Here is a 19,917-nt window from a genome sequence, read left to right on the forward strand (position 1 = left end):
CCCCCCCGGGGCCGTCCGGCAGCGCCGCTGCGCGCCCGCCTGCCGCCCCCCTGACGGCCACCCTTCTGACGGCCACCCCTCTGACGGCCGGTGTGCCGCGCCCCGCCCGCCGCACCATGCGCCGGCTGCTGCTCGCGCTCGTCGGCCTCGGCGGCCTCGGCGTCGTCGCCTTCCTGGTCGGCTTCGTCGTCTTCGCCGACCGGGTGCCGCGCCGGGAGGTGGTGCTGGCCGGCACGGCCGACGGGATCGTGGCGCTCACCGGCGGCGCCTCCCGGGTGGTCGACGCGGTCGAGCTGCTCGCCTCCGGGCGCGGCCGGAGGCTGCTGATCACCGGGGTCCACCGCACCACCAATTCGAGCGAGCTGGCCCGCAACGTCCCCGATTTCGAGCGCCTGTTCGCCTGCTGCATCGACCTCGACCACGAGGCCCGCAACACCATCGGCAACGCCGTCGAGACGCGGCGCTGGACGCACGACCGCGGCGTCCGCTCGCTGGTCGTCGTCACGTCGAGCTACCACATGCCGCGCGCCATGGCCGAGCTCGGCCACCGCCTGCCCGAGGTCGCGTTGATCCCCTATCCGGTGGTGACGCCGGCGCGGGCCGAGCCGTGGTGGTCGAGCGCCGCCAACGCCCGGCTTCTCATGACCGAATACGTGAAGTACATCGTGGCGCTGGCGCGGATGCGGATCGAGCCCGTGGTCGATCTCACCGACGTCGCCCAGCGCCGGCCGCGACCGCCGGCAGCCGTTCCGCCTGGACCCGCAACGTGATCGTCGTCCGCTCCGTCCTGTTCACGGTCGCCTTCTACGCCACGACCGTCGCGTTCCTGCTGGCGGCGTCGCCGGCCCTGCTGCTGCCGCACCGTGCCATGGTGGCGATGGCGAAGGCCTGGGGCCGCACCAATGTATGGCTGTTGCGGGTCGTCTGCGGGGTCGCGGTCGAGTGGCGCGGGCTCGACAAGATGCCGAAGGGCGCGCTCCTGGTCGCCGCCAAGCACCAGTCGGCCTGGGAGACCTTCGCGCTCCTGCCGTTGTTCGACGATCCGAGCTTCATCATCAAGCGCGAACTGACCCATATCCCGCTCTACGGCTGGTACGCCAAGAAGGCCGGCATGATCCCGGTCGACCGCTCCGCCGGCCGCGCCGCGCTCGTCAAGATGAGCCGTGCCGCCCGGTCGCTGCTCGCCGACGGCCGCCAGATCCTGATCTTCCCCGAGGGCACCCGCAGCGCCCCGGGCGCGCCGCCCGACTACAAGCCCGGCATCGCGCTGCTCTACGGCGAGCTCGGTGTGCCGTGCCTGCCGATCGCGCTGAACTCCGGCCTGCACTGGCCGCGGCGGAGCGTCCTGCGGCCGCCCGGCACCATCCTGGTCGAGGTGCTCGATCCGATCCCGCCCGGGTTGCCGCGGCGGGCTTTCCTGGAGCGGCTGCAGGAGACGATCGAGGCGGCGACTGCCCGGCTGGTCGCCGAAGGGCAGGGGCGGCTCGCCGGTGTGGCACCGCCCGGGCGCCCGGCTCAGGCGGAAGGCGTGTCGGCCGGCCGGTCGTGAGGGGCGGGGCCCTCGGAGGCGGCGAGCCGGCGGGCGATGGCGTGCAGGCCGGCGTCACGGCAGCCCTGCGCCTCCAGCTCGCGCACCGTGGCGATGACGTAATCGCGGTTCGGACCCGACTGGCCGTGCCCCTGGCGCACCAGATGGAGCTGCTGCTCGAGATCGAGCCGGCCGGCATATTGGGGATGGCTGCGGTCGACCACGTAGACCAGCGCCCGCACCCGTCGCTCGGCGCTGCCCGGCGTCCCGTCGAGCAGGACGACCGGCCGCAGCGTCTCGAGGTAGACGTGGGTGACCTGCTCGCGCGCTCGCAGATACGCGATCGTCTCGGCCCGGTGCGGCGCCGCGACCCGGAACGCGATGCCCCGGCACGTGCCGCCACGGTCGAGGCCGAGGACGAGCCCGGGCTTCTCCGGCGTGCCGCGATGCACGAAGGAGTAGACGCACAGCGCCCGGTGCAAGCCGTTGAGGCGGGCCGGAACGCGCGCGACGAAGGGGAAGCCGGGCCGCCACATCAGCGAGCCGTAGCCGAAGACCCACAGGTCGCCGTCGCCGTGATCGATGCCTTTCGGGTCGATGTCGAAGGTCGTGGGCACGCTCGTTCCCGCTGGCGCCGGCGCGGCGCGACCCGGAAGCGGCGCTTCGGACGGGTTGACACCAGACTGCCACAAGGCTCGCCTAACAGCCCCCCCGGCCCGCGGCAAGCCCGTCGCGGCGGCCGGCCCGGGGCGGGGCCGCCAACAGTGCGAAAGGATCAGCCGTGAGGTCGGTCGAAGACGAGTATCTGCCCGCGCGCCGCAAGCGCCGGCCCTGGCTGATCGCGCTGCCGCTCGTCCTGGTGGCGGTCGTCGCCGCCGGCTGGACGGCGTTCTGGTTCCATGCCGCCTCGGTCACCCGCACCGTGCTGGCCGGCTGGCAGGAGAACGAGGCGTCGCTCGGCCGCGTCTACACCTGCGCCGATCCGGACGTCGGCGGCTTTCCGTTCCGGTTCGAGTTCCGCTGCACCGACCCGGTCGCCGAGCTGCGCTCGGTGACGCCGCCGACCACGCTCGCCGCCAAGGGCGCGACCGTGGTGGCGCAGATCTGGGAGCCGACCCTGATCGTCGGCGAGGCGGTAGGCCCGCTCAAGATCGGCGGGGTGGGGGCGGCGCCCGTGCTGTCGATCGACTGGGCGCTCGCCCAGGCGAGCCTGCGCGGCCTGCCGACCGATCCGGAGCGGCTGTCCGTGGTGCTCGACCGGCCGATCGCGACGTCGCTCGACGGCGGTCGCGAGGGCCTGGTCGGCCAGGCCGGCCGGGCGGCGTTCCACGCCCGCATCGCCGGCGGCTCGGCCCGGCAGAACCCGGTGCTCGACCTCGCGCTGGCGCTCGACGAGGCGAGCGCCCCGGTGCTCGGTCGCGCCGGGGTGGTGCCGCTCGACCTCGACGCGGTCGGGGTGCTGCGCGGCCTCCCCTCGCTCGCGCCGCGGCCCCTCGAGGAGACGCTGCGCACCCTGCAGGCGGCCGGCGGCCGGCTGGAGATCACCCGGGCGCGCCTGCAGCAGGGCGACATCGTGGCGACCGGGACCGGCATGCTCGGCCTGTCGCCGCGCGGGGCGCTCGACGGCGAGCTGCAGCTCGTCGTCGTCAATGCCGACAAGCTCCTGCCGCTGCTCGGCCTCGACCAGCTCGTCAACCAGCTGCTGCCGCAGGCGACCCGCGAGAAGCTGGCGCCCGGCCTCGACAAGCTCCTCCCGGGACTCGGCGCGGTGCTGCGTGGCCCGGCCGCGGGCGGTGGCGTGTCGGTCGAGGCGCTGGGCCCGGCGACCGAGCTCGAGGGCAAGCGCGCCGTGAAGGTGCCGTTGCGCTTTTCCGACGGCGCCGTGCTGCTCGGGCCGTTCAAGGTCGCGCAGCTGCCGCCGCTGTACTGAGGCGCCGAGCCCCTTCCTTCGTCGCGCTCCGCGAAGGCGAAGGCTTTGCATGAGTCGTCATCCCGGGCTCGGCGCTTGCGTGCCGCCCCGGGATGACCGAGCAATTATGCAAAGCTCTCGGACTGGAAGAGCTACGAGAGGGCCGGCTACGCCGCGCTCGCCAGGATCGCCCGCTCGGCGGCCGCGATCGCCTCCGGCGTGCCGACATGCATCCACACGCCTTCGAGCCGCAGCCCGTGCAGGCGGCCGGCCGCCTCGGCGCGGTCGAACAGCGTGGTGAGCGGGAAGGCGCCCTCCGGCGCGTCGGCGAACAAGGCGGGCGACAGCAGGGCGACGCCCGAATAGACGAACGGCACCACCTCGCGCTCGGCGCGGCGCTTGAGGCGGCCGTCGGCCGTCATCAGGTAGTCGCCGCGCCCGGCATAGCCGACGCTGGTCGAGGTCGCGGCGAGGAGCAAGAGCGCGTCCATCCGGGCCGGATCGAACATGCGGGCGAGCGAGTCGAGATTGGCCCGCACCCCGTCGATCCACAGCGTGTCGGCGTTGACCAGGAAGAACGGCGCGTCGCCGAGCAGCGGCAACGCCTTGACGATGCCTCCGCCGGTGCCGAGCAGCGTGTCGCGCTCGTCGGAGACGACGATGCGGGGACGGCTGCGGCCGGCGAGGTGCGCCTCGATCTTGCCGGCGAAGAAATGCACGTTCACCACCACGGTCTCGACGCCGGCGCCGTCGAGCCGGTCGAGCACGTGGTCGAGCAGGGGCTTGCCGCCGACCGGCACCAGCGGCTTCGGCAGCGTGTCGGTGAGGGGCCGCATGCGGGTGCCGAGACCGGCGGCCAGGACCATGGCGGTGCGGGGGGCGGCGGAGGCGGAAGCGGCAGCGGCAGCGACAGGAACGGACATCGGCGACCTCTCGGAGCCTCCTCTTGCACACGATTCTGGCGGTCGGCTCAACAGCAACCGAATCGCTGCGACCGCATGCCCAGGGTGCGCCGAGGGTGGCGCCGCGGCATGGCGGTCCGATGACCCCGCAGCCTTGGTCTCCGCCCGTGGGAGGGCGGTTCACATCTCGAATTTCGGGCGCTTGCGCTCGCGGCGGGCCTTTTGGACGTTCTTGAGGAAGCGCACGCCGATCTGGTCGCCGTTCAGCCACACCCGCTCGCAGCGGCGGTGGGCGTGGCCCCAGTTGGAGAGGACGAGGAAGAACTCGTCCAGGTTGATCTCCTCGGTCGAGCCGAAGACGGTGAGCTTCGCCTCGGTGTCGGAAACGTCCTCCAGCAGCACCTCGCGCTGCCAGGTGCCGTCGATTCCCATGATGCGCGCGGCGTAGCCGTGCTCGAACTCGACGCGGTCGCCCGCCTTGCGCTCGGTGTTCATCGTCCCGGTTCCGTAAGGTCGCCGGGGTCCGACTATAATGCCGCAGACTTTCCAAGCTCTTACCGGCTGCCGCCGGGAGCGCCGGGATGCCGGTCAGCGCGCTCCGCCGGGCGGCGGCGGCACATAGGCGCCGTACCAGGCCTTGAGCGGGGCGAGCGAGGGATGCGCCAACGCCCGCTGCAGGTAGGTCATCACGCGCGGCATGTGGCGCAGGTACTGGGGCTTGCCGTCGCGCTTCTCCAGCCGCGCGAAGATGCCGAGGATCTTGGTCGCGCGCTGCGCCGCGACGGTCGCGTAGATCCGGGCGAACTGGCCGACGTCGAAGGCCGGCTCGTTGGCCCGGCGCGCCTTGGCGTAGCGGCCCAGAAGCTCGATCTCCAGCTCTTCCGGCACGGTGACGCGAGCGTCCTGCAGGAGCGAGGCGAGGTCGTAGGCGGCCGGTCCCATCACGGCGTCCTGGAAGTCGATGACGCCGACCCGCGCGATCCCGCTCCGCTCCGGCAGCCAGATCAGGTTGGGCGAGTGGAAGTCGCGCAGCACCCAGGTCGACGGCTGTGCCAGCACCGGCTTGAGCGCGTCGCGCCAGAACGACAGGAAGGCGCTTCGCGCCGGCGTCGACGGCACGGCGGCGAGCCGCGGCAGGTACCAGTCGAGCAGCAGCTCGATCTCGATCAGGAACGCGTCGAGGTCGTAGTCGGGCAGCCGATAGGTGAGCTGGGGCGTCACCGGCAGCTCGGCCGGCAGCAGCATGTGGCCGTGCAGGGCGACCAGAAGGTCGACGGCGGTCCGGTAGCGCTCCTCGATCGGCGCGGGCGGGTCGCCGGCGACGACCTTCTCGTCGCCCAGATCCTCGACCAGCACGAAGCCCTCGGCGAGGTCGGCGGCATAGACCTCGGGGGCCGAGAAGCCGAGCGTGCGCAGCGCGTCCGCGACGGCGACGAAGGCCCGCACGTCCTCGGCGAGGTGGGCGATCGCGCTGTAGCTGCGGCCGTAGCGGATCGGCGGGCCGTCCGGGCGGCGCGGCGCGTTCATCAACAGGATGGTGCGGTCGGCGAGCGCGACCCGCTCGTAGGAGCGGGCCGAGGCGTCGCCGGCGAGGCGTTCGCGCCGCGCGTCGGCGACGCCGGCCTTCTCCAGGAAGCGCCGCAGATGCAGGATGCGCTCGACCCGGCCGGCGAGCCGTCCGTGCCCGACCACATGGGCGACGCGCACGTCCGGGCCGTCGTCCGGCCGCAGCCGCAGCTCGATCTCCAGCCGATCCTCGGCGACGAGGCCGGGCGCCCGGTCCGGCCACTCGATCAGCACCACGGCGTCGGACGGGATCTCGGCGAGGCCGAGCTCGGCGAGGTCGTCCTCGCTCTGCAGCCGGTAGAAGTCGGCGTGCATCAGCGTGAAGCGCGCCATCTCGTAACTCTGGACGAGCGTGAAGGTCGGGCTCGGCACGTCGAGCTCGGGATCGTCGGCGAGATGGCGGATCAGGGCGCGGGCGAGCGTCGTCTTGCCGGCGCCGAGGTCGCCCGAGAGCATCACGACGTCGCCGGGGTCGAGGGTCGTGGCGAGGTCGGCGGCGAACCGGTGGGTCGCCTCCTCGTCGGCCAGGGTCAGCGTGATCGGCGTGCTGCCGGGCCGGACGGGTTCCATGGACGGGTGTCGGTCTCTTCCGGTGTGTCGTCCGGGGTGTCTGCCGCGGTGTGTCCCGGAGTCTCGTCCGGGGCGCTCACTCGGCGGCGCTGCGGGCCGCCGTGGTCACGAGAGGGAAAATACACATCACCGTGGTGCCCTGTCCAATCGCGCTGTCGATCCGCACCGTGCCGCCGTGCAATTCGACGAAGGAGCGGACGATCGACAGGCCGAGGCCGGCGCCGCGATGGTCGGAGCCGCGCGGATCCGACTCGAACCAGTCGAACACCTTGTCGGTCAGCTCCGGCGGGATGCCGGGGCCCTCGTCCATCACCGAGAACACCACGGCCTCCGGGGTGCGCTCGGCCCCCAGCACGACGCGCCCGCCGGGCGGCGAGAAGCCGATGGCGTTGGAGAGCAGGTTGAACAGCACCTGGCGCAGCCGCCGTCCGTCCGCCGTGAAGGCGCCGATGCCGGGCTGGGCGCGCAGCTCCAGCACCAGATCGTTCTGCACCACGCGGTCCTGCACGCCTTCGGCCGCCGCCTCCATGGTGGCGCGGATGTCGACCTCGCCGAGATTGAGAGTCATGGCGCCGGCGTCGATGGTCGCCAGGTCGAGGATGTTGTTGATGATGGCGAGCAGCGCGTTGGTCGAGACGGTGATGTAGCCGAGATACTCGGCCTGCTTCTCGTTGAGCGGCCCGGTCGAGGAGTCGCCGAGGAAGTGGGCGAAGCCGATGATGTTGGTGAGCGGCGAGCGCAGCTCGTAGGAGACGTGGTGGACGAAGTCGAGCTTCAGCTCGTCGGCGGCGACCAGCGCCTCGTTGCGCTCGAGCAGGGCGCGCTCGACGTTCACCGAGTCGGTCACGTCGTGGAACGTGACGAGCGTGGCGCCGTCCGGCAGCGGCACGGTGGCGAAGTCCATCACGCAGCCGTCGCTGCGCTCGATGCGGCCGCTCGTGGTGTCGCGCCTGTCGAGGCCGGTGACGGCGGTGCGCAGCCGGTGCCACGTCGCCTCGTCGCGATAGAGCGGCCGGCACATCTCGATCACGCTCTCGACATGGGGGCGGCTGGCGAGCAGCTCGGGCGCGAGCTTCCAGCTGGTCGCGAAGGCCGGGTTGAACAGGCGCAGGCGGCCGTCGCTGCCGTAGACCGAGACCGCCTCGGCGAGATTGTCCAGCGTCTCGCCCTGGACCCGGGTCAGCGCGTCGGCGCGACGCTCGAGCTCGAGCCGCTCGGTGATGTCGGTGAACAGATAGGTGACGCCGCCTTCCGGGTTCGGCGTGGTGACCACGCGCAGCGTGCGGCGGTCCGGCAGGTGCCACTCGTGGGTCTCGCTCTCGGTGGACGTGTAGGCCCGGTGCAGGTTGGCCTTCCACTGGCGGAAGTCCTGCTGCTCGGGCAGCCGACGCGCCGCCCGCAGGCGGTCGAGCACGGCCGAGTCGCTCGGCGCCTCGGCGAGGTAGTCGGGCTCGAGATCCCACAGCGTCCGATAGGCGGCGTTGTAGAAGGTCAGGCGGCGGTCGGCGCCGAACACGGCGACGCCGGTGGCGAGGTGGTCGAAGGTGCGGCGGTGAGCGGCCTTGATGTGGTCGAGCTCGCTGCGCAGCCGCTCGGCCTCGGTGGCGTCGATGGCGACGCCGACGCGCCCCTGCGCGACCGGAAGCTCCAGCACGTCGAGGCTGCGGCGGGCGCCCGCCATGATCGCGGTGACGCGGCCCGCGTAGCCGCTGCCGGTGTCGAGCGTGCGGGTGATCGCGTCGCGCTCGGCGCGGCCGAGCAGCTCGACATGCCGGGCGACCGCGGTCGCCGGATCGCTCGCCTCGACCGCGCGGGCATAGGCGGCGTTGACCAGCACGAGCTGGCCGGCCGTGTCGCGCATCCACACCGGCGCCGGCAGCATCTCGACCAGGCTGCGCAGGGCGTCCGCCTCGTTCTGCAGCTTCTGGCAACGCACGCTCGACTCGGCGAGGTCGCGCTTGATGCCGGTGACGTTGCGCAGCTTCATCACGGCGAAGCCGCCGATCGGGCGGCCCTCGGCCTCGACGTGCCGGCCCTGGATCGTGGTGAGCAGCAGCGCGAAGGCCTCGCCCTTGACACGCAGGCGCTCGATCGCGTCGCCCAGCGCCCCGGCGAGCTCCGGGCTCAGCCACTGGTCGTAGGCGAGGATGTCGTGCGGGGCGAGCGTCGGGGCGATGTACGACACCTCGCCGATCACCTCCGGCTCGCCGAAGCCGGCGGTCCAGACGACGAGCACCTGCGGCTCCGACATCAGCAGCGCGGCCAGCCGGTCGATGTCGGAATGGAGGCCCGCGATGGTCGCGCGGGCGATCTGCTGCTCGGCGGCGGCGCGGCTGCGCGTCCGCAGAAGCGCGATCGCGGTGACGACCGCGAAGGCGACGACGCCGATCAACAAGACGAGCGTCGCCAGAGCCTGGACGCCGAGCCTGGACGCGGCATCGAGCGGCGTTCCGTCGAGCAGCCCGGCGGCGGCCGTGTGATCCGCGCCGAGCAGCAGGGCCGCGATCGAGATCGCGGGCATCAGCGTCACCGGGCGGATGGTCTCGATCGGGGCGAGGCACAGGACGACCGCGGGGCCGCGCCGACGTGGCGGACGACGGCCTCGGCTTCTCGTCGCGCCCTCGTCCCGCATCGCCTGCTCACCCCTTCGGTTCCGATCCGCATCTGCCGGACCGGCCCGATCGACTCGTCAATGCACCGCGCGCGCCCGAGAAGGCGTGCGGTATGCTCGGTTTTTTTTGGACGCGGAAACTGAACCCCCCGGCGCCGGGGGACACGCCCCGCCGCCGCCCCGCGACGCGCCGCACGGACGCGGCGTCGCGAATCGCCGATCAATGTGCCTCAAGCCGAGTCGCGCCGGAAGAGTCCAGAGAGTGAACGTGGGGACGGTGGGGTGAAATTCCGCCATGCCGGTTCGTCGGGTGACACCCGAAACCGTCACCCGGTCCGCGCCGCCCGCCGATCGGTCGGGTCGATGACGAATTTTCCGCCCGGCGGCGCGCCGTCCGAGCGTCGGCGCAGACCGTGCGCCGTCAGCGCGCCCCGTGCAGGCCGGTCGAGCCGAAGCCGCCGGCGCCGCGCGCCGTCTCGTCCAGCGTCTCGGATGCGCGAACGGCGACATGGAGCACCGGCGCGATCACCAGCTGGGCGATGCGGCTGCCGCGCGCGACCTCGAACGGCACCTCGCCGAAATTGGCGAGGATCACCTGCACCTCGCCGCGGTAATCGGCGTCGATCGTCCCCGGCGTGTTGAGCACCGTGACGCCGTGGCGGACGGCGAGGCCGGAGCGCGGCCGCACCTGGCCCTCGGTGCCGGGCGGCAGCGCGATCACGAGCCCGGTCGGGATCAGGGCGCGGCCGCCGGGCGCGATCGTCACGGGCGCATCGGCCGGCACCGCGGCCATCAGATCGAGGCCGGCCGCCGCCTCGCTCTGATAGGCCGGCAGCGGCAGGTCGGCGCCGTGCGGCAGCCGCACGACGCGAAGCTCGGGAATGCTCATGCGGGATCCTTCAGGGCGGCGGCGATGCGCCCGACCAAGGCGCGCGCGACCGCGTCCTTCGACTGCACCGGCCAGGAGTCGACGCCATCCCGCGTCACCAGATGCACGCTGTTGCGGTCGCCGCCCATCACGCCGCCGGCGATGCCGCTGTCGGCCGAGACGTCGTTGGCGACGATCCAGTCGCAGCCCTTCTTCGCGAGTTTTTCTCGCGCATGGACGAGGACGTTCTCGGTCTCGGCCGCGAAGCCGACCACGAGTGCCGGCCGGCCCGTGGTCCGGGTGGCGATCGCCTTCAGGATGTCGGGGTTCTCGACCAGGGCGAGCTGCGGCGTGCCGGCCGCGCCTTTCTTGATCTTCTGGGTGCCGGCGCTCGCGACCCGCCAGTCGGCGACGGCGGCCGCGAACACGGCGACGTCGACCGGCAGCGCCGCCTCGACGGCGGCCAGCATGTCGCGCGCGCTTTCCACATGGACGACGTGGACACCCGGCGGATCGGCGAGCGTCACCGGGCCGGAGACCAGCGTCACGGCGGCGCCCGCCGTCGCAGCCGCGGCCGCGATGGCGTGGCCCTGCTTGCCGGACGAGCGGTTGGCGATGTAGCGCACCGGATCGATCGGCTCGTGCGTCGGCCCCGAGGTGACGAGCAGTCTCTTGCCCGCGAGCGGCCGGCTCGCCGGATCGCCGGCGGCGAGGAGCGCCTCGGCGGCGGCGACGATCTCCAGCGGCTCGGCCATGCGGCCGACGCCGGCCTCGTTCGTCTCGGCCATCTCGCCGGCGTTCGGCCCGACCATCGCGACTCCGTCGGCGACGAGCTGGGCGACGTTGCGCCGCGTCGCCGTCGCGGCCCACATCACCGGGTTCATGGCGGGGGCGATCAGGACCGGTCTGTCGGTGGCGAGCAGCACCGTGGAGGCGAGGTCGTCGGCATGGCCGCCCGCCATCTTGGCCATCAGGTTGGCGGTCGCCGGCGCGACGACGACGAGGTCGCAGTCGCGCGCCAGCCGGATGTGGCCGACGTCGAACTCGGTCTTGGCGTCGAACAGGTCCGTGTAGGCCGGCTCGCCGGCGAGCGCGCCGGCCGACAGCGGCGTGACGAACTCGGTCGCCGAGCGGGTCATCACGACGCGCACGCCGGCGCCGCGCTCCCGCAGGCGCCGGATCAGGTCCAGCGCCTTGTAGGCGGCGATGCCGCCGCTGACGACCAGGAGGATTTTTTTCGAGGCGAGGGTCATGAGGCTCGGGAGTCGCCGATTGTGAGAAGCCCTTCATCGTCATGGCCGGGCTCGTCCCGGCCATCCACGTCGTTTGCGGCCTGCGCCGCATCGTGGATGCCCGGCACGAGGCCGGGCATGACGGAGGTCGATGAGTGGCGCGACCCTAACATTCGCGCGGCGCCGATCAAAATCGCCGCGCTCACCGCCACAGGTTCAGCAGCAGCAGCACGGCGATGACCCACAGGGCGACCGTGGTGCCGCGGTTACGACGGGCCTCCGCCTCGCCGATGCCGGCGACCGTCTCGGGGGCGAGCAGCAGCCCGTCGCGGGTGGCGACGTCGATCTGGGCCGACAGCCGCGCGGCGCGCGACAGGAGCGCCGGCACGGCGCCGAGGAAGCGGCCGACCTCGCCGACGCCCTCGACCGCGCCCTCGACCCGGCCGGCCGGCCCGAGATGGCGCTCGAGCCACGCCCGCACCACCGGCTCGGCCGTCGTCCACATGTCGAGCTTGGGATCGAGCATGCGGCCGACGCCCTCGACCACCACCATGGTCTTCTGCAGGAGCAAGAGCTCGGGCCGCGTCTTCATGTCGAACAGTGCCGTCACCTCGAACAGCAAGGTGAGCAGCTTCGCCATCGAGATGTCCTCGGCGCTGCGGTTGTGGATCGGCTCGCCGATCGCCCGGATCGCCTGGGTGAACTCGTCGATCGACTGGCTCGCCGGCACGTAGCCGGCCTCGAAATGCACCTCGGCGGCGCGCCGGTAGTCGCGGCTGATGAAGCCGTAGAGAATTTCGGCGAGGAAGCGCCGCTCGTTCTCGGTGAGCCGGCCCATGATGCCGAAATCGACCGCGACGAGGCGCCCGGCATCGTCGACGAACAGGTTCCCCGGATGCATGTCGGCGTGGAAGAAGCCGTCGCGCACCGCGTGGCGCAGGAAGCTCTGGATCACGGTGCGGCCGAGCTTCGGAAGATCCAGGCCGCGGCGCTCCAATGCGGCGCGGTCGGACAGCGGCGTGCCATCGATCCACTCGGTGGTCAGCACGTTGTGGGCGGTCAGATCCCACTCGACCCGCGGCACCCGGAAATCCGGATCGTCCGCGATGTTGTCGGCCATCTCGGAGGCGGCGGCCGCCTCGAGGCGGAGATCCAGCTCGACCGTGACCGAGCGGGCGAGGGTGGCCACCACCTGCTCGAGCCGCAGCCGGCGCGCCTCGGCCGAGAATTTCTCGGCGAGCCGCGCGGCGAAGAAGAAGGCCTGGATGTCGGCGCGCAGATCTTTCTCGATGCCGGGCCGCAGCACTTTGACGGCGACGGCGCGCCGGCCCTCCGGCGTCTCGATCTCGGCGCGATGCACCTGCGCCACCGAGGCGGCGGCGAGCGGCGGGCCGAAGGTCGCGAACATCGCATGGACGGGCCGCCCCAGCGCCCGCTCGATCGCCGTCTCCGCCTCGTCCTGCGGGAACGGCGGCATCTTGTCCTGGAGCTTTTCGAGATCGGTCGCGATCGCCTGGCCGACGACGTCGGGCCGGGTCGCCAGGAACTGGCCGAGCTTGACGTAGCTGGGCCCGAGCTTGCCCAGCGCGGTGGAGAGCCGCGCCGCACCCGAGGCGCTGGTCGGTCGCTCCAGCAGGCGGGCGAGCCTGACGCCGATCTGCGCCGCCGCGGGCAGGGGCTCCGGATCGACGAGCGCGAAGACACCCTCGCGGGCCAGCACGAAGCCGGCGCGGGCGAGGCGGATCAGGTGGGAAAAGGGAGGGATCATTTCAAACCGAGGCACGGCGCCGGTTGTCACCTCTCCCCTGTGGGGAGAGGTCGGGGTTCGCGCCGAAGGCGCGAGCCCCGGGTGAGGGGGGACGGGCAGTGCGGTGAGGTCGGCTCCCCCTCACCCGCCGCGCTGCGCGCGTCGACCTCTCCCCGCCGGGGAGAGGTGAAGCGGCGCGCGGGGTGAGGGCCGTGCCTCACAGCCGCCAGCCGGAATGCAGCGCCACGATGCCGCCCGACATCATGCGCACGTCGACCCGGCGGAAGCCGGCGTCGGCGATCATCCGGGCGAAGGCCTGCGGCTTCGGGAATTTCCGGATCGACTCGACCAGGTACTGGTAGGCATCCGCGTCGCCCGCCACCATGCTGCCGATGCGCGGGATGACGTTGAACGAATAGAGGTCATAGAGCCGGTCGAGGCCCGGGATGTCGACGGTCGAGAATTCCAGGCACTGGAAGCGGCTGCCGGGCTTGAGCACCCGGTACGCTTCCTGCAGGGCCAGTTCGATGCGCGGCACATTGCGGATGCCGAAGGCGATCGTGTAGGCGTCGAAGCTCTTGTCCGGGAACGGCAGGCTTTCTGCGTTGCCCTCGACGAATTCGACCACGTCGTCGACGCCGCGCTGGAACGCCCGCTCGCGGCCGACCTCCAGCATGTCGGTGTTGATGTCACAGACGGTCGCCCGCGTGCCGGCGCCGCCCGCCGCGACGGTGCGGAACGAGATGTCGCCGGTGCCGCCGGCGACGTCCAGCAGGTGGAACGGCCGGTCGCTCTTCGGCGGGTTGACGCCGGTGACCAGCACGTCCTTCCAGGCGCGGTGCAGGCCGGCCGACATCAGGTCGTTCATCAGGTCGTAGCGGCGCGCCACGGTGTGGAACACGTCGTCCACCAGGGCCTGCTTCTCGGCCAGCGGAACGGTGCGGAATCCGAAATGGGTGTCTTGCGAAGGACTGTTCTGGGAATGATCGGTCGGCATGATGTCGGACGGTCTCGCGTTTTGCGGGCCGGACCATAGAGCATTTTCCGGCGAAGTGGACCCCGGTTCGCCGGGGAAAATGCGACCAGAAGAACCGGAACGCGGTCCGATTCGATCGGACCGTGTTCTGGCGCGCGTCGACCGGGGGCGCTATCTCTGAGGTCATGTCCCCGCTGTCCCGTTTTGTTCCCGTCGATCGCCCGTCATCCCGGGGCGCGGACCCCTCGGGTCCGGCCTGCGGCCGGCCCGAGGACAGGCTCTGGTCCGCGAGCCCGGGATCCATTCGCCCGGAATCCGTGGCTCACGACAGACAGGGGTCATGGATCCCGGGCTCGGCGCACCGAAGTCGGCTTCTGCCGACTTCGGCACTCGATAGGACGGATCCCGGGCAGGCCCGGGATCCGGCGCGCCGTCCCGGGACGACCGAGAAGCTCCCCGCGGTCGCGCCCGGGTCGCCCCATGCCTGAGCTGCCCGAGGTCGAGACCGTCCGGCGCGGGCTGGCGCCGGCCATGGAGGGGGCGCGGTTCGTCGCCGTCGAGGTGCGGCGGCCGGATCTGCGCCGGCCGTTCCCCGACGATTTCCGCGGCCGGCTGGAGGGCGCGACCGTCAAGGCCCTGCGGCGCCGTGCGAAGTACCTGCTTGCGGATCTGTCGACCGGCGACGTGCTCCTGATGCATCTCGGCATGTCGGGCTCGTTCCGGGTGGAAGTGGGGCCGGACGCCGGCCGAGCGGGCGCGAGGCTGGTGCCCGGCGCCTACTATCACGCGCGCTCCGAGACCCTCGCCCACGACCATGTGGTGTTCTCCATGTCGTCGGGTGCCCGGCTGGTCTTCAACGATCCGCGACGCTTCGGGCTGATGTTGTTGGTGCCGGCCGCGGAGCTCGCCGAGCACCCGCTCATGCGCGAGGTCGGGCCGGAGCCGCTCGATCCCGGCTTCGACGCCGCCCGGCTCGCCACGGCGCTCGCCGGCAAGGCGGCGCCCCTGAAGGCGGCGCTGCTCGACCAGACCGTGGTGGCCGGCCTCGGTAACATCTATGTCTGCGAGGCTCTGCACCTCGCCCATCTCTCGCCGCGGCGGAAGGCCGGGACGCTGGTGGCACGCGGCGGCGTCCCGACGCCGCGGCTGGTCGCGCTCGTCGAGGCCGTCAAGGCGGTGCTGGCCGAGGCGATCGAGGCGGGCGGCTCGTCGCTGCGCGACCACCGCCGGACGGACGGCACGCTCGGCCTGTTCCAGCACCGCTTCCGCGTCTACGACCGCGAGGGCGAGCCTTGCGCCACGCAAGGTTGCGTGGGGCAGATCCGCCGGATCGTGCAGTCGGGACGCTCGACCTTCTTCTGCCCGGTGTGCCAGAAATAGCTCGCGCCGCCTCTTCGGAAGGAGGGGCGCACCCGTGCGAGGTTCCGTGAATTCCCCCTCATCGACCATCGGCCGAAAACTCTTCGACTACGGCCCGGGCCTTACCGCGGCGGTATCGTTCGCCGGCGCCGACGTGCTCACCAAGCTCGGCCTGATGGCCGGCTCCGACGTGATCACGCTGGCGACGACGCGCTCGATCCTCGGCATCGGCCTCACCGCGCTGTGGATCGCGCTCGGGCCGACGCCCTTGCCGCTGACCCGCGACGAGCGCCGCACCGCCTACGGCATGGGGGTGCTCTACGCCGGCATCATCTTCTTCATCTTCAAGGCCATCGAGCTTCTGACCGTGCCGATGGCGATCCTGGTCTATTTCAGCTACCCGCTGGTCACCGGCATGGTCGGCGCCGCGCTCGGGCTCGACAAGCTCGGCTGGCGCGGCCTTCTCGCCGCCTTCACGGCGTTCTGCGGGCTCGCGCTGATGATCGGCGCCTCGCCGTCCGACCTGTCGATCGCCGGGCTTCTGTGCACCATGGTGGCCATGGCCTGCCGGGTCGCCGTGCTGATCGTCAGCCGGCAGCGCCTGATGAAGGCCGACGCGCGGCTCTCCACCTGGTACTCGGCGATCGCGACGGCGCTCTTGTTCTGCGGCGGCTCGCTCGTGACGCTGCACTTCGTGCCGCCGGTCGTCACCATCGGCTGGCTGTGGATCGTGCTCTTGGGCGTGACGACGACCACGGGCGTCGCCGTGATCTTCATCTCGACGACCCGCATCGGCCCGTTCCGCACCGCGCTGACCATGAACCTCGAGCCGCTGCTCGCGACGCTGCTGAGCGCGGCGTTTCTCGGCGAGGTGTTCTCCCCCGTGCAGGCGCTGGGCGCCGCCATCATGATCGCGTCGCTGTTCGCGTTCCAGCTCCGGCGGTGAGGATCGCCTTTGTCATTCCGGAGCGCGGCTTCACCTCTCCCCAGCGGGGAGAGGTCGGATCTCGCGCTTTGGCGCGAGATCCGGGTGAGGGGGTGCCGAGGCCTCCATCGGCGCCGTAAACCCTCACCCCGGTCGCGAGCTGCGCTCGCGCCCGACCCTCTTGTCGCGCAAGAGCGCGACCCTCAGGGAGAGGGTTACGCTGCGGCGCGGCGCGTCCCGAATGCGGCATCACGCTCATGCCGCGTCATGGCCGGGCTCGTCCCGGCCATCCACGTCTTCGCCGCCGGCGACGCTTCAAGAGCGTGGATGGCCGGCACGAGGCCGGCCATGACGGCTCAGGAGATCGCGGCGAACCGGTCGCTTATCCCCACGTTACATCGTGGCGCGCCAGCACCTCGCGGACGGCGTCGACGAGCTTGTCCTCTGCAACGGCGAACTGAGCCGGCCGGCTCTCGCGCCACTCCTGGTTCGAGGCGATGGCTGCGGCGGCCTTCGCACCCTCGATCAGATCCTTGATCTGCACCTGACCGGCGGCCTTCTCGTCGGAGCCCTGGATCACCACGCACGGGCTCTTGCGCCGATCCGCGTATTTGAGCTGGTTGCCCATGTTCTTCGGATTGCCGAGATAAAGCTCCGCCCGGATTTTTGCCGCGCGCAACGTCGCGACCATTTTCTGATAATCGGCGAGGCGGTTGCGATCGAACACCGTGACGACCACGGGCCCGGGCGCGGGCGTCGTATCGATCTTTCCGATGAGCTGCAGCGCCGCCTGCAGGCGCGACACGCCGATGGAGAAACCCGTCGCCGGCACCGGCTCGCCGCGGAAGCGCGAGACGAGCCCGTCGTAGCGCCCGCCGCCGCCGACCGAGCCGAACCGCACCGGCCGGCCCTTCTCGTCCTTGGTGTCGAGCAGCAGTTCAACCTCGAAAACGGGGCCGGTGTAATACTCCAGGCCACGGACGACGGAGGGGTCGATGCGGATGCGGTCCGGACCGTAGCCAGATTTGCGTACCAGTGCTTCAATCTCGAGAAGTTCGAACTGGCCCGCCTTTTTCAGCTCCAGCCCACTCTCGACAAGACCCATATGAGTAGACGGTGTTATCGACGTGAAAGACCCATCACTGTACTCGACGGTGAATTCACGAATGACCTCGATTTGGTCCTCGTTGAGTTCAGCGCCTTTTGTAAAGTCGCCACTCTCGTCTTTTCGGCCAGGCCCAAGTAATTTCGCGACCTCGCTCCACTCAAACTTATCCTGCTTGTCGATCGCCCGCAGCACGGTCAGCCTGCGCCCGGCATTCTCGTCGCCGCCGAGGCCGATCGCCTCCATCACGCCGTCGAGCACCTTGCGGTTGTTCACCTTCACCACATAGGAGCCGCGCGGAATGCCCAGCGCCTCCATGGTGTCGGCCGCCATCATGCAGATCTCGGCGTCGGCGGCCGGCGAGGCGGACCCCACCGTGTCGGCGTCGAACTGCATGAACTGGCGGAAGCGGCCGGGGCCGGGCTTCTCGTTCCGAAACACCCAGCCGAACCGATACGAGCGGTAGGGCAGGGCGATGTGCTGAAAATTCTCGGCGACGTGGCGGGCGAGCGGCGCGGTGAGGTCGTAGCGCAGGCTCAGCCACTGCTCGTCGTCGTCCTGGAACGAGAACACGCCCTCGTTCGGCCGGTCCTGGTCGGGCAGGAATTTTCCGAGCGCGTCCGTGTACTCGATCGCCGGGGTCTCGACCGGCTCGAAGCCGTACAGCTCGTACACGGCCCGGATTCTCTCGATCATCGTCTGCGTGGCGGCGATGTCGCCGGGGCCGCGGTCGGCGAGGCCGCGCGGCAGCCGCGCCTTGAGCTTGCTCTTCTTGTCGGTGGCCATGATCGAGTCCGGTCCAGGTCTTGATCCCGCCCGACCCGTCATCCTGAGGTGCCCGGCGAAGCCGGGCCTCGAAGGATGCACGGCCCGGGCCGTCGCCCTTCGACGGCCACGCACCTGCGCTTCGCGCAGCCGCACGGCCACCTCAGGGTGACGGAAAGGGCGCTTCGCCGCGCCCGACAGGTGCGGCCGTGGGGCTGACGACCCGAAACGGCCGCGGCGGGCGCCGGTTCGTAACGCAGGGGGCCGCCCCCGGCAAGCCGTTCCGCTGGCCGGCAAATCCGGCTAGGGTCCGCGCCGCCGGGCGGGCCGGGTCCGCCCGGGCCGTGGAAGGAGCTTTTGGCCATGCCGGTCGCCCCGAACCGCCCCGCGAGCGCCGCCGCCGGCGTGCCCAACGACCTCGCGCCCTACTGGATGCCGTTCACGGCCAACCGCGCCTTCAAGCAGACGCCGCGGCTCGTCGTGCGGGCGAAGGGCATGCGGGTGACGACCGTCGACGGGCGGACCCTGATCGACGCCATCGCCGGCATGTGGTGCTGCAACGCCGGCCACAACCGCGATCCCATCGTGGCGGCGATCCAGCGCCAGGCGGCCGAGCTCGACTACGTCACGGCGTTCCAGCACGGCCATCCGGGCGCCTTCGAGCTGGCGGGGCGCATCGCCGCGCTGGCGCCGGCCGATCTCGACCACGTGTTCTTCTGCAACTCGGGCTCCGAGGCGGTCGACACCGCGCTGAAGATCGCGCTCGCCTGGCACAACATCCGGGGGCAGGGCTCGAGAACGCGGCTGATCGGCCGCGAGCGCGGCTATCACGGCGTCGGCTTCGGCGGCATCTCGGTGGGCGGCATCGTGCCCAACCGCAAGATGTTCGGCACGCTGCTCGCCGGCGTCGACCATCTGCCGACGACCTATGATCGTGAGCGGCAGGCCTTCACCAAGGGCGAGCCGGAGTGGGGTGCACATCTCGCCGACGAGTTGGACCGCATCGTCGGCCTGCACGACGCCTCGACCATCGCGGCCGTGATCGTCGAGCCGATGGCGGGGTCCACGGGCGTGCTGCCGGCGCCCAAGGGCTATCTCCAGCGGCTGCGGCAGCTCTGCGACAAGCACGGCCTCCTGTTGATCTTCGACGAGGTGATCACCGGCTTCGGGCGGCTGGGGCCCTGCTTCGCAGCGGAACGCTACGGCGTCGTGCCCGACATGATCACGTTCGCCAAGGGGGTCACGTCCGGCACCGTGCCGATGGGCGGCGTGATCGTCCGCAAGGACATCTACGACACTTTTATGCGCGGTCCGGAGCATGTGGTGGAGCTGTTTCACGGCTACACCTATTCGGCCCATCCGCTCGCCTGCGCGGCCGGCCTCGCGACCCTCGATCTCTACCGCGACGAGGATCTCTTCGCCCGGAGTGCCGCGCTGGAAGGAAAGTTCGCCGACGCCGTGATGAGCCTGAAGGGCCTGCCGAACGTCGTCGACATCCGCACCGTCGGCCTCGCGGCCGGCATCGACCTCGCGCCGCATCCGGACGGTCCGGGCAAGCGCGGCTACGCCGCCATGGACGAGGGCTTCTTTCGCCAGGACGCAATCGTGCGCGTCTCCGGCGACACCATCGCCCTGTCGCCGTCCCTGATCGTCGGCGAGGACGAGATCGGCGAGATCGTGGAAAAAACGGCGCGGATCATCAGGGCGGTGGGATGAGCGGCGCGCGCTTTGCCTTGCCGAAGCGCGTGCTCGCGGCACGTGACCCTCTCCCTGAGGGAGAGGGTCGGGCGCGAGCGCAGCTCGCGACCGGGGTGAGGGTTTACGGAGCTGATGGAGCTCTCGGCACCCCCTCAC

Annotated in this window: 16 protein-coding genes; 6 read left to right on the forward strand and 10 right to left on the reverse strand. The window is 71.4% G+C overall.

Annotated elements, in window-relative coordinates:
• The first annotated feature begins 92 nt into the window (after positions 1–92).
• Together ACFSOX_RS04070 and ACFSOX_RS04075 are read left to right on the forward strand one after the other, a co-directional pair.
• The gene (locus ACFSOX_RS04070; RefSeq protein WP_378476507.1) at positions 93–770 is read left to right on the forward strand and encodes a YdcF family protein; all 678 of its coding nucleotides are present in this window, start codon (positions 93–95) and stop codon (positions 768–770) included.
• Positions 767–1,549, forward strand: coding sequence for a lysophospholipid acyltransferase family protein (locus ACFSOX_RS04075; RefSeq protein ID WP_378476508.1), 783 nt, complete (start codon positions 767–769; stop codon positions 1,547–1,549). Before ACFSOX_RS04070 ends, ACFSOX_RS04075 begins: the two co-directional genes overlap by 4 nt.
• Here the strand turns inward: ACFSOX_RS04075 and ACFSOX_RS04080 are convergent.
• Positions 1,516–2,145 carry a gamma-glutamylcyclotransferase gene (locus tag ACFSOX_RS04080; protein ID WP_378476509.1) on the reverse strand — a complete coding sequence of 210 codons (630 nt, stop codon included), beginning with the start codon at positions 2,143–2,145 and terminating at the stop codon, positions 1,516–1,518. The two genes, ACFSOX_RS04075 and ACFSOX_RS04080, sit on opposite strands and share 34 nt — an antisense overlap.
• Before the next feature lie 164 nt (positions 2,146–2,309).
• Here ACFSOX_RS04080 and ACFSOX_RS04085 point away from each other — a divergent pair, with 164 nt between their 5' ends.
• Positions 2,310–3,458, forward strand: a complete 1,149-nt coding sequence (locus ACFSOX_RS04085) for a DUF2125 domain-containing protein (RefSeq protein ID WP_378476510.1) — start codon at positions 2,310–2,312, stop codon at positions 3,456–3,458.
• A gap of 146 nt (positions 3,459–3,604) precedes the next feature.
• Here the strand turns inward: ACFSOX_RS04085 and ACFSOX_RS04090 are convergent, their stop codons facing one another.
• The 8 genes from ACFSOX_RS04090 to ubiE all read right to left on the reverse strand — a co-directional run bounded on the left by ACFSOX_RS04090 (position 3,605) and on the right by ubiE (position 13,930).
• Positions 3,605–4,360, reverse strand: coding sequence for a nucleotidyltransferase family protein (locus ACFSOX_RS04090; RefSeq protein WP_378476511.1), 756 nt, complete (start codon positions 4,358–4,360; stop codon positions 3,605–3,607).
• A gap of 159 nt (positions 4,361–4,519) precedes the next feature.
• On the reverse strand, positions 4,520–4,834 hold the full coding sequence (locus tag ACFSOX_RS04095; protein ID WP_111357700.1) for a PilZ domain-containing protein: 315 nt from the start codon (positions 4,832–4,834) through the stop codon (positions 4,520–4,522).
• 93 nt (positions 4,835–4,927) lie between these two features.
• On the reverse strand, positions 4,928–6,475 hold the full coding sequence (tsaE, locus tag ACFSOX_RS04100; protein ID WP_378476512.1) for a tRNA (adenosine(37)-N6)-threonylcarbamoyltransferase complex ATPase subunit type 1 TsaE: 1,548 nt from the start codon (positions 6,473–6,475) through the stop codon (positions 4,928–4,930).
• A 76-nt stretch (positions 6,476–6,551) separates the two neighbouring features.
• The gene (locus ACFSOX_RS04105) at positions 6,552–8,996 is read right to left on the reverse strand and encodes a sensor histidine kinase (RefSeq protein WP_378476513.1); all 2,445 of its coding nucleotides are present in this window, start codon (positions 8,994–8,996) and stop codon (positions 6,552–6,554) included.
• Between the two features lie 511 nt (positions 8,997–9,507).
• Positions 9,508–9,975 carry a dUTP diphosphatase gene (dut, locus tag ACFSOX_RS04110; RefSeq protein WP_378476514.1) on the reverse strand — a complete coding sequence of 156 codons (468 nt, stop codon included), beginning with the start codon at positions 9,973–9,975 and terminating at the stop codon, positions 9,508–9,510.
• On the reverse strand, positions 9,972–11,207 hold the full coding sequence (gene coaBC, locus ACFSOX_RS04115; RefSeq protein ID WP_378476515.1) for a bifunctional phosphopantothenoylcysteine decarboxylase/phosphopantothenate--cysteine ligase CoaBC: 1,236 nt from the start codon (positions 11,205–11,207) through the stop codon (positions 9,972–9,974). Before coaBC ends, dut begins: the two co-directional genes overlap by 4 nt.
• 181 nt (positions 11,208–11,388) lie before the next feature.
• Positions 11,389–12,954, reverse strand: coding sequence for a 2-polyprenylphenol 6-hydroxylase (ubiB, locus tag ACFSOX_RS04120; RefSeq protein ID WP_378476516.1), 1,566 nt, complete (start codon positions 12,952–12,954; stop codon positions 11,389–11,391).
• Between the two features lie 196 nt (positions 12,955–13,150).
• On the reverse strand, positions 13,151–13,930 hold the full coding sequence (gene ubiE, locus ACFSOX_RS04125) for a bifunctional demethylmenaquinone methyltransferase/2-methoxy-6-polyprenyl-1,4-benzoquinol methylase UbiE (RefSeq protein ID WP_378476517.1): 780 nt from the start codon (positions 13,928–13,930) through the stop codon (positions 13,151–13,153).
• A 459-nt stretch (positions 13,931–14,389) separates the two neighbouring features.
• Between ubiE and mutM the strand changes: the two genes are divergently transcribed.
• Entirely contained in the window at positions 14,390–15,289 is a 900-nt protein-coding gene (mutM, locus tag ACFSOX_RS04130; protein ID WP_378476518.1) for a bifunctional DNA-formamidopyrimidine glycosylase/DNA-(apurinic or apyrimidinic site) lyase, read from the forward strand.
• Between the two features lie 46 nt (positions 15,290–15,335).
• Positions 15,336–16,214 (forward strand): DMT family transporter, encoded by an 879-nt coding sequence (locus tag ACFSOX_RS04135; protein WP_378476519.1) that lies wholly within the window; start codon positions 15,336–15,338, stop codon positions 16,212–16,214.
• 361 nt (positions 16,215–16,575) lie between these two features.
• On the opposite strand, the gene hisS is transcribed toward ACFSOX_RS04135, so the two are convergent.
• Entirely contained in the window at positions 16,576–18,126 is a 1,551-nt protein-coding gene (gene hisS, locus ACFSOX_RS04140; protein ID WP_378476721.1) for a histidine--tRNA ligase, read from the reverse strand.
• 300 nt (positions 18,127–18,426) lie between these two features.
• On the opposite strand from hisS, the gene aptA reads away from it, so the two are divergent.
• Entirely contained in the window at positions 18,427–19,779 is a 1,353-nt protein-coding gene (aptA, locus tag ACFSOX_RS04145; protein WP_378476520.1) for an omega-aminotransferase AptA, read from the forward strand.
• Positions 19,780–19,917 lie beyond the last annotated feature (138 nt).

It is taken from the genome of Rhodoplanes azumiensis, assembly GCF_042682915.1.
GTDB classification, from domain to species: Bacteria; Pseudomonadota; Alphaproteobacteria; order Rhizobiales; family Xanthobacteraceae; genus Rhodoplanes; species Rhodoplanes azumiensis.

What these genes read in the sequence shown, in the direction of transcription:
- ACFSOX_RS04090 (WP_378476511.1), bottom strand. Translation starts at nt 4,360, where the DNA reads ATGTCCGTTCCTGTCGCTGCCGCTGCCGCTTCCGCCTCCGCCGCCCCC.
- ACFSOX_RS04095 (WP_111357700.1), bottom strand. Translation starts at nt 4,834, where the DNA reads ATGAACACCGAGCGCAAGGCGGGCGACCGCGTCGAGTTCGAGCACGGC.
- tsaE (WP_378476512.1), bottom strand. Translation starts at nt 6,475, where the DNA reads ATGGAACCCGTCCGGCCCGGCAGCACGCCGATCACGCTGACCCTGGCC.
- ACFSOX_RS04105 (WP_378476513.1), bottom strand. Translation starts at nt 8,996, where the DNA reads ATGCCCGCGATCTCGATCGCGGCCCTGCTGCTCGGCGCGGATCACACG.
- dut (WP_378476514.1), bottom strand. Translation starts at nt 9,975, where the DNA reads ATGAGCATTCCCGAGCTTCGCGTCGTGCGGCTGCCGCACGGCGCCGAC.
- coaBC (WP_378476515.1), bottom strand. Translation starts at nt 11,207, where the DNA reads ATGACCCTCGCCTCGAAAAAAATCCTCCTGGTCGTCAGCGGCGGCATC.
- ubiB (WP_378476516.1), bottom strand. Translation starts at nt 12,954, where the DNA reads ATGATCCCTCCCTTTTCCCACCTGATCCGCCTCGCCCGCGCCGGCTTC.
- ubiE (WP_378476517.1), bottom strand. Translation starts at nt 13,930, where the DNA reads ATGCCGACCGATCATTCCCAGAACAGTCCTTCGCAAGACACCCATTTC.
- mutM (WP_378476518.1), top strand. Translation starts at nt 14,390, where the DNA reads ATGCCTGAGCTGCCCGAGGTCGAGACCGTCCGGCGCGGGCTGGCGCCG.
- hisS (WP_378476721.1), bottom strand. Translation starts at nt 18,126, where the DNA reads ATGACGGGTCGGGCGGGATCAAGACCTGGACCGGACTCGATCATGGCC.
- aptA (WP_378476520.1), top strand. Translation starts at nt 18,427, where the DNA reads ATGCCGGTCGCCCCGAACCGCCCCGCGAGCGCCGCCGCCGGCGTGCCC.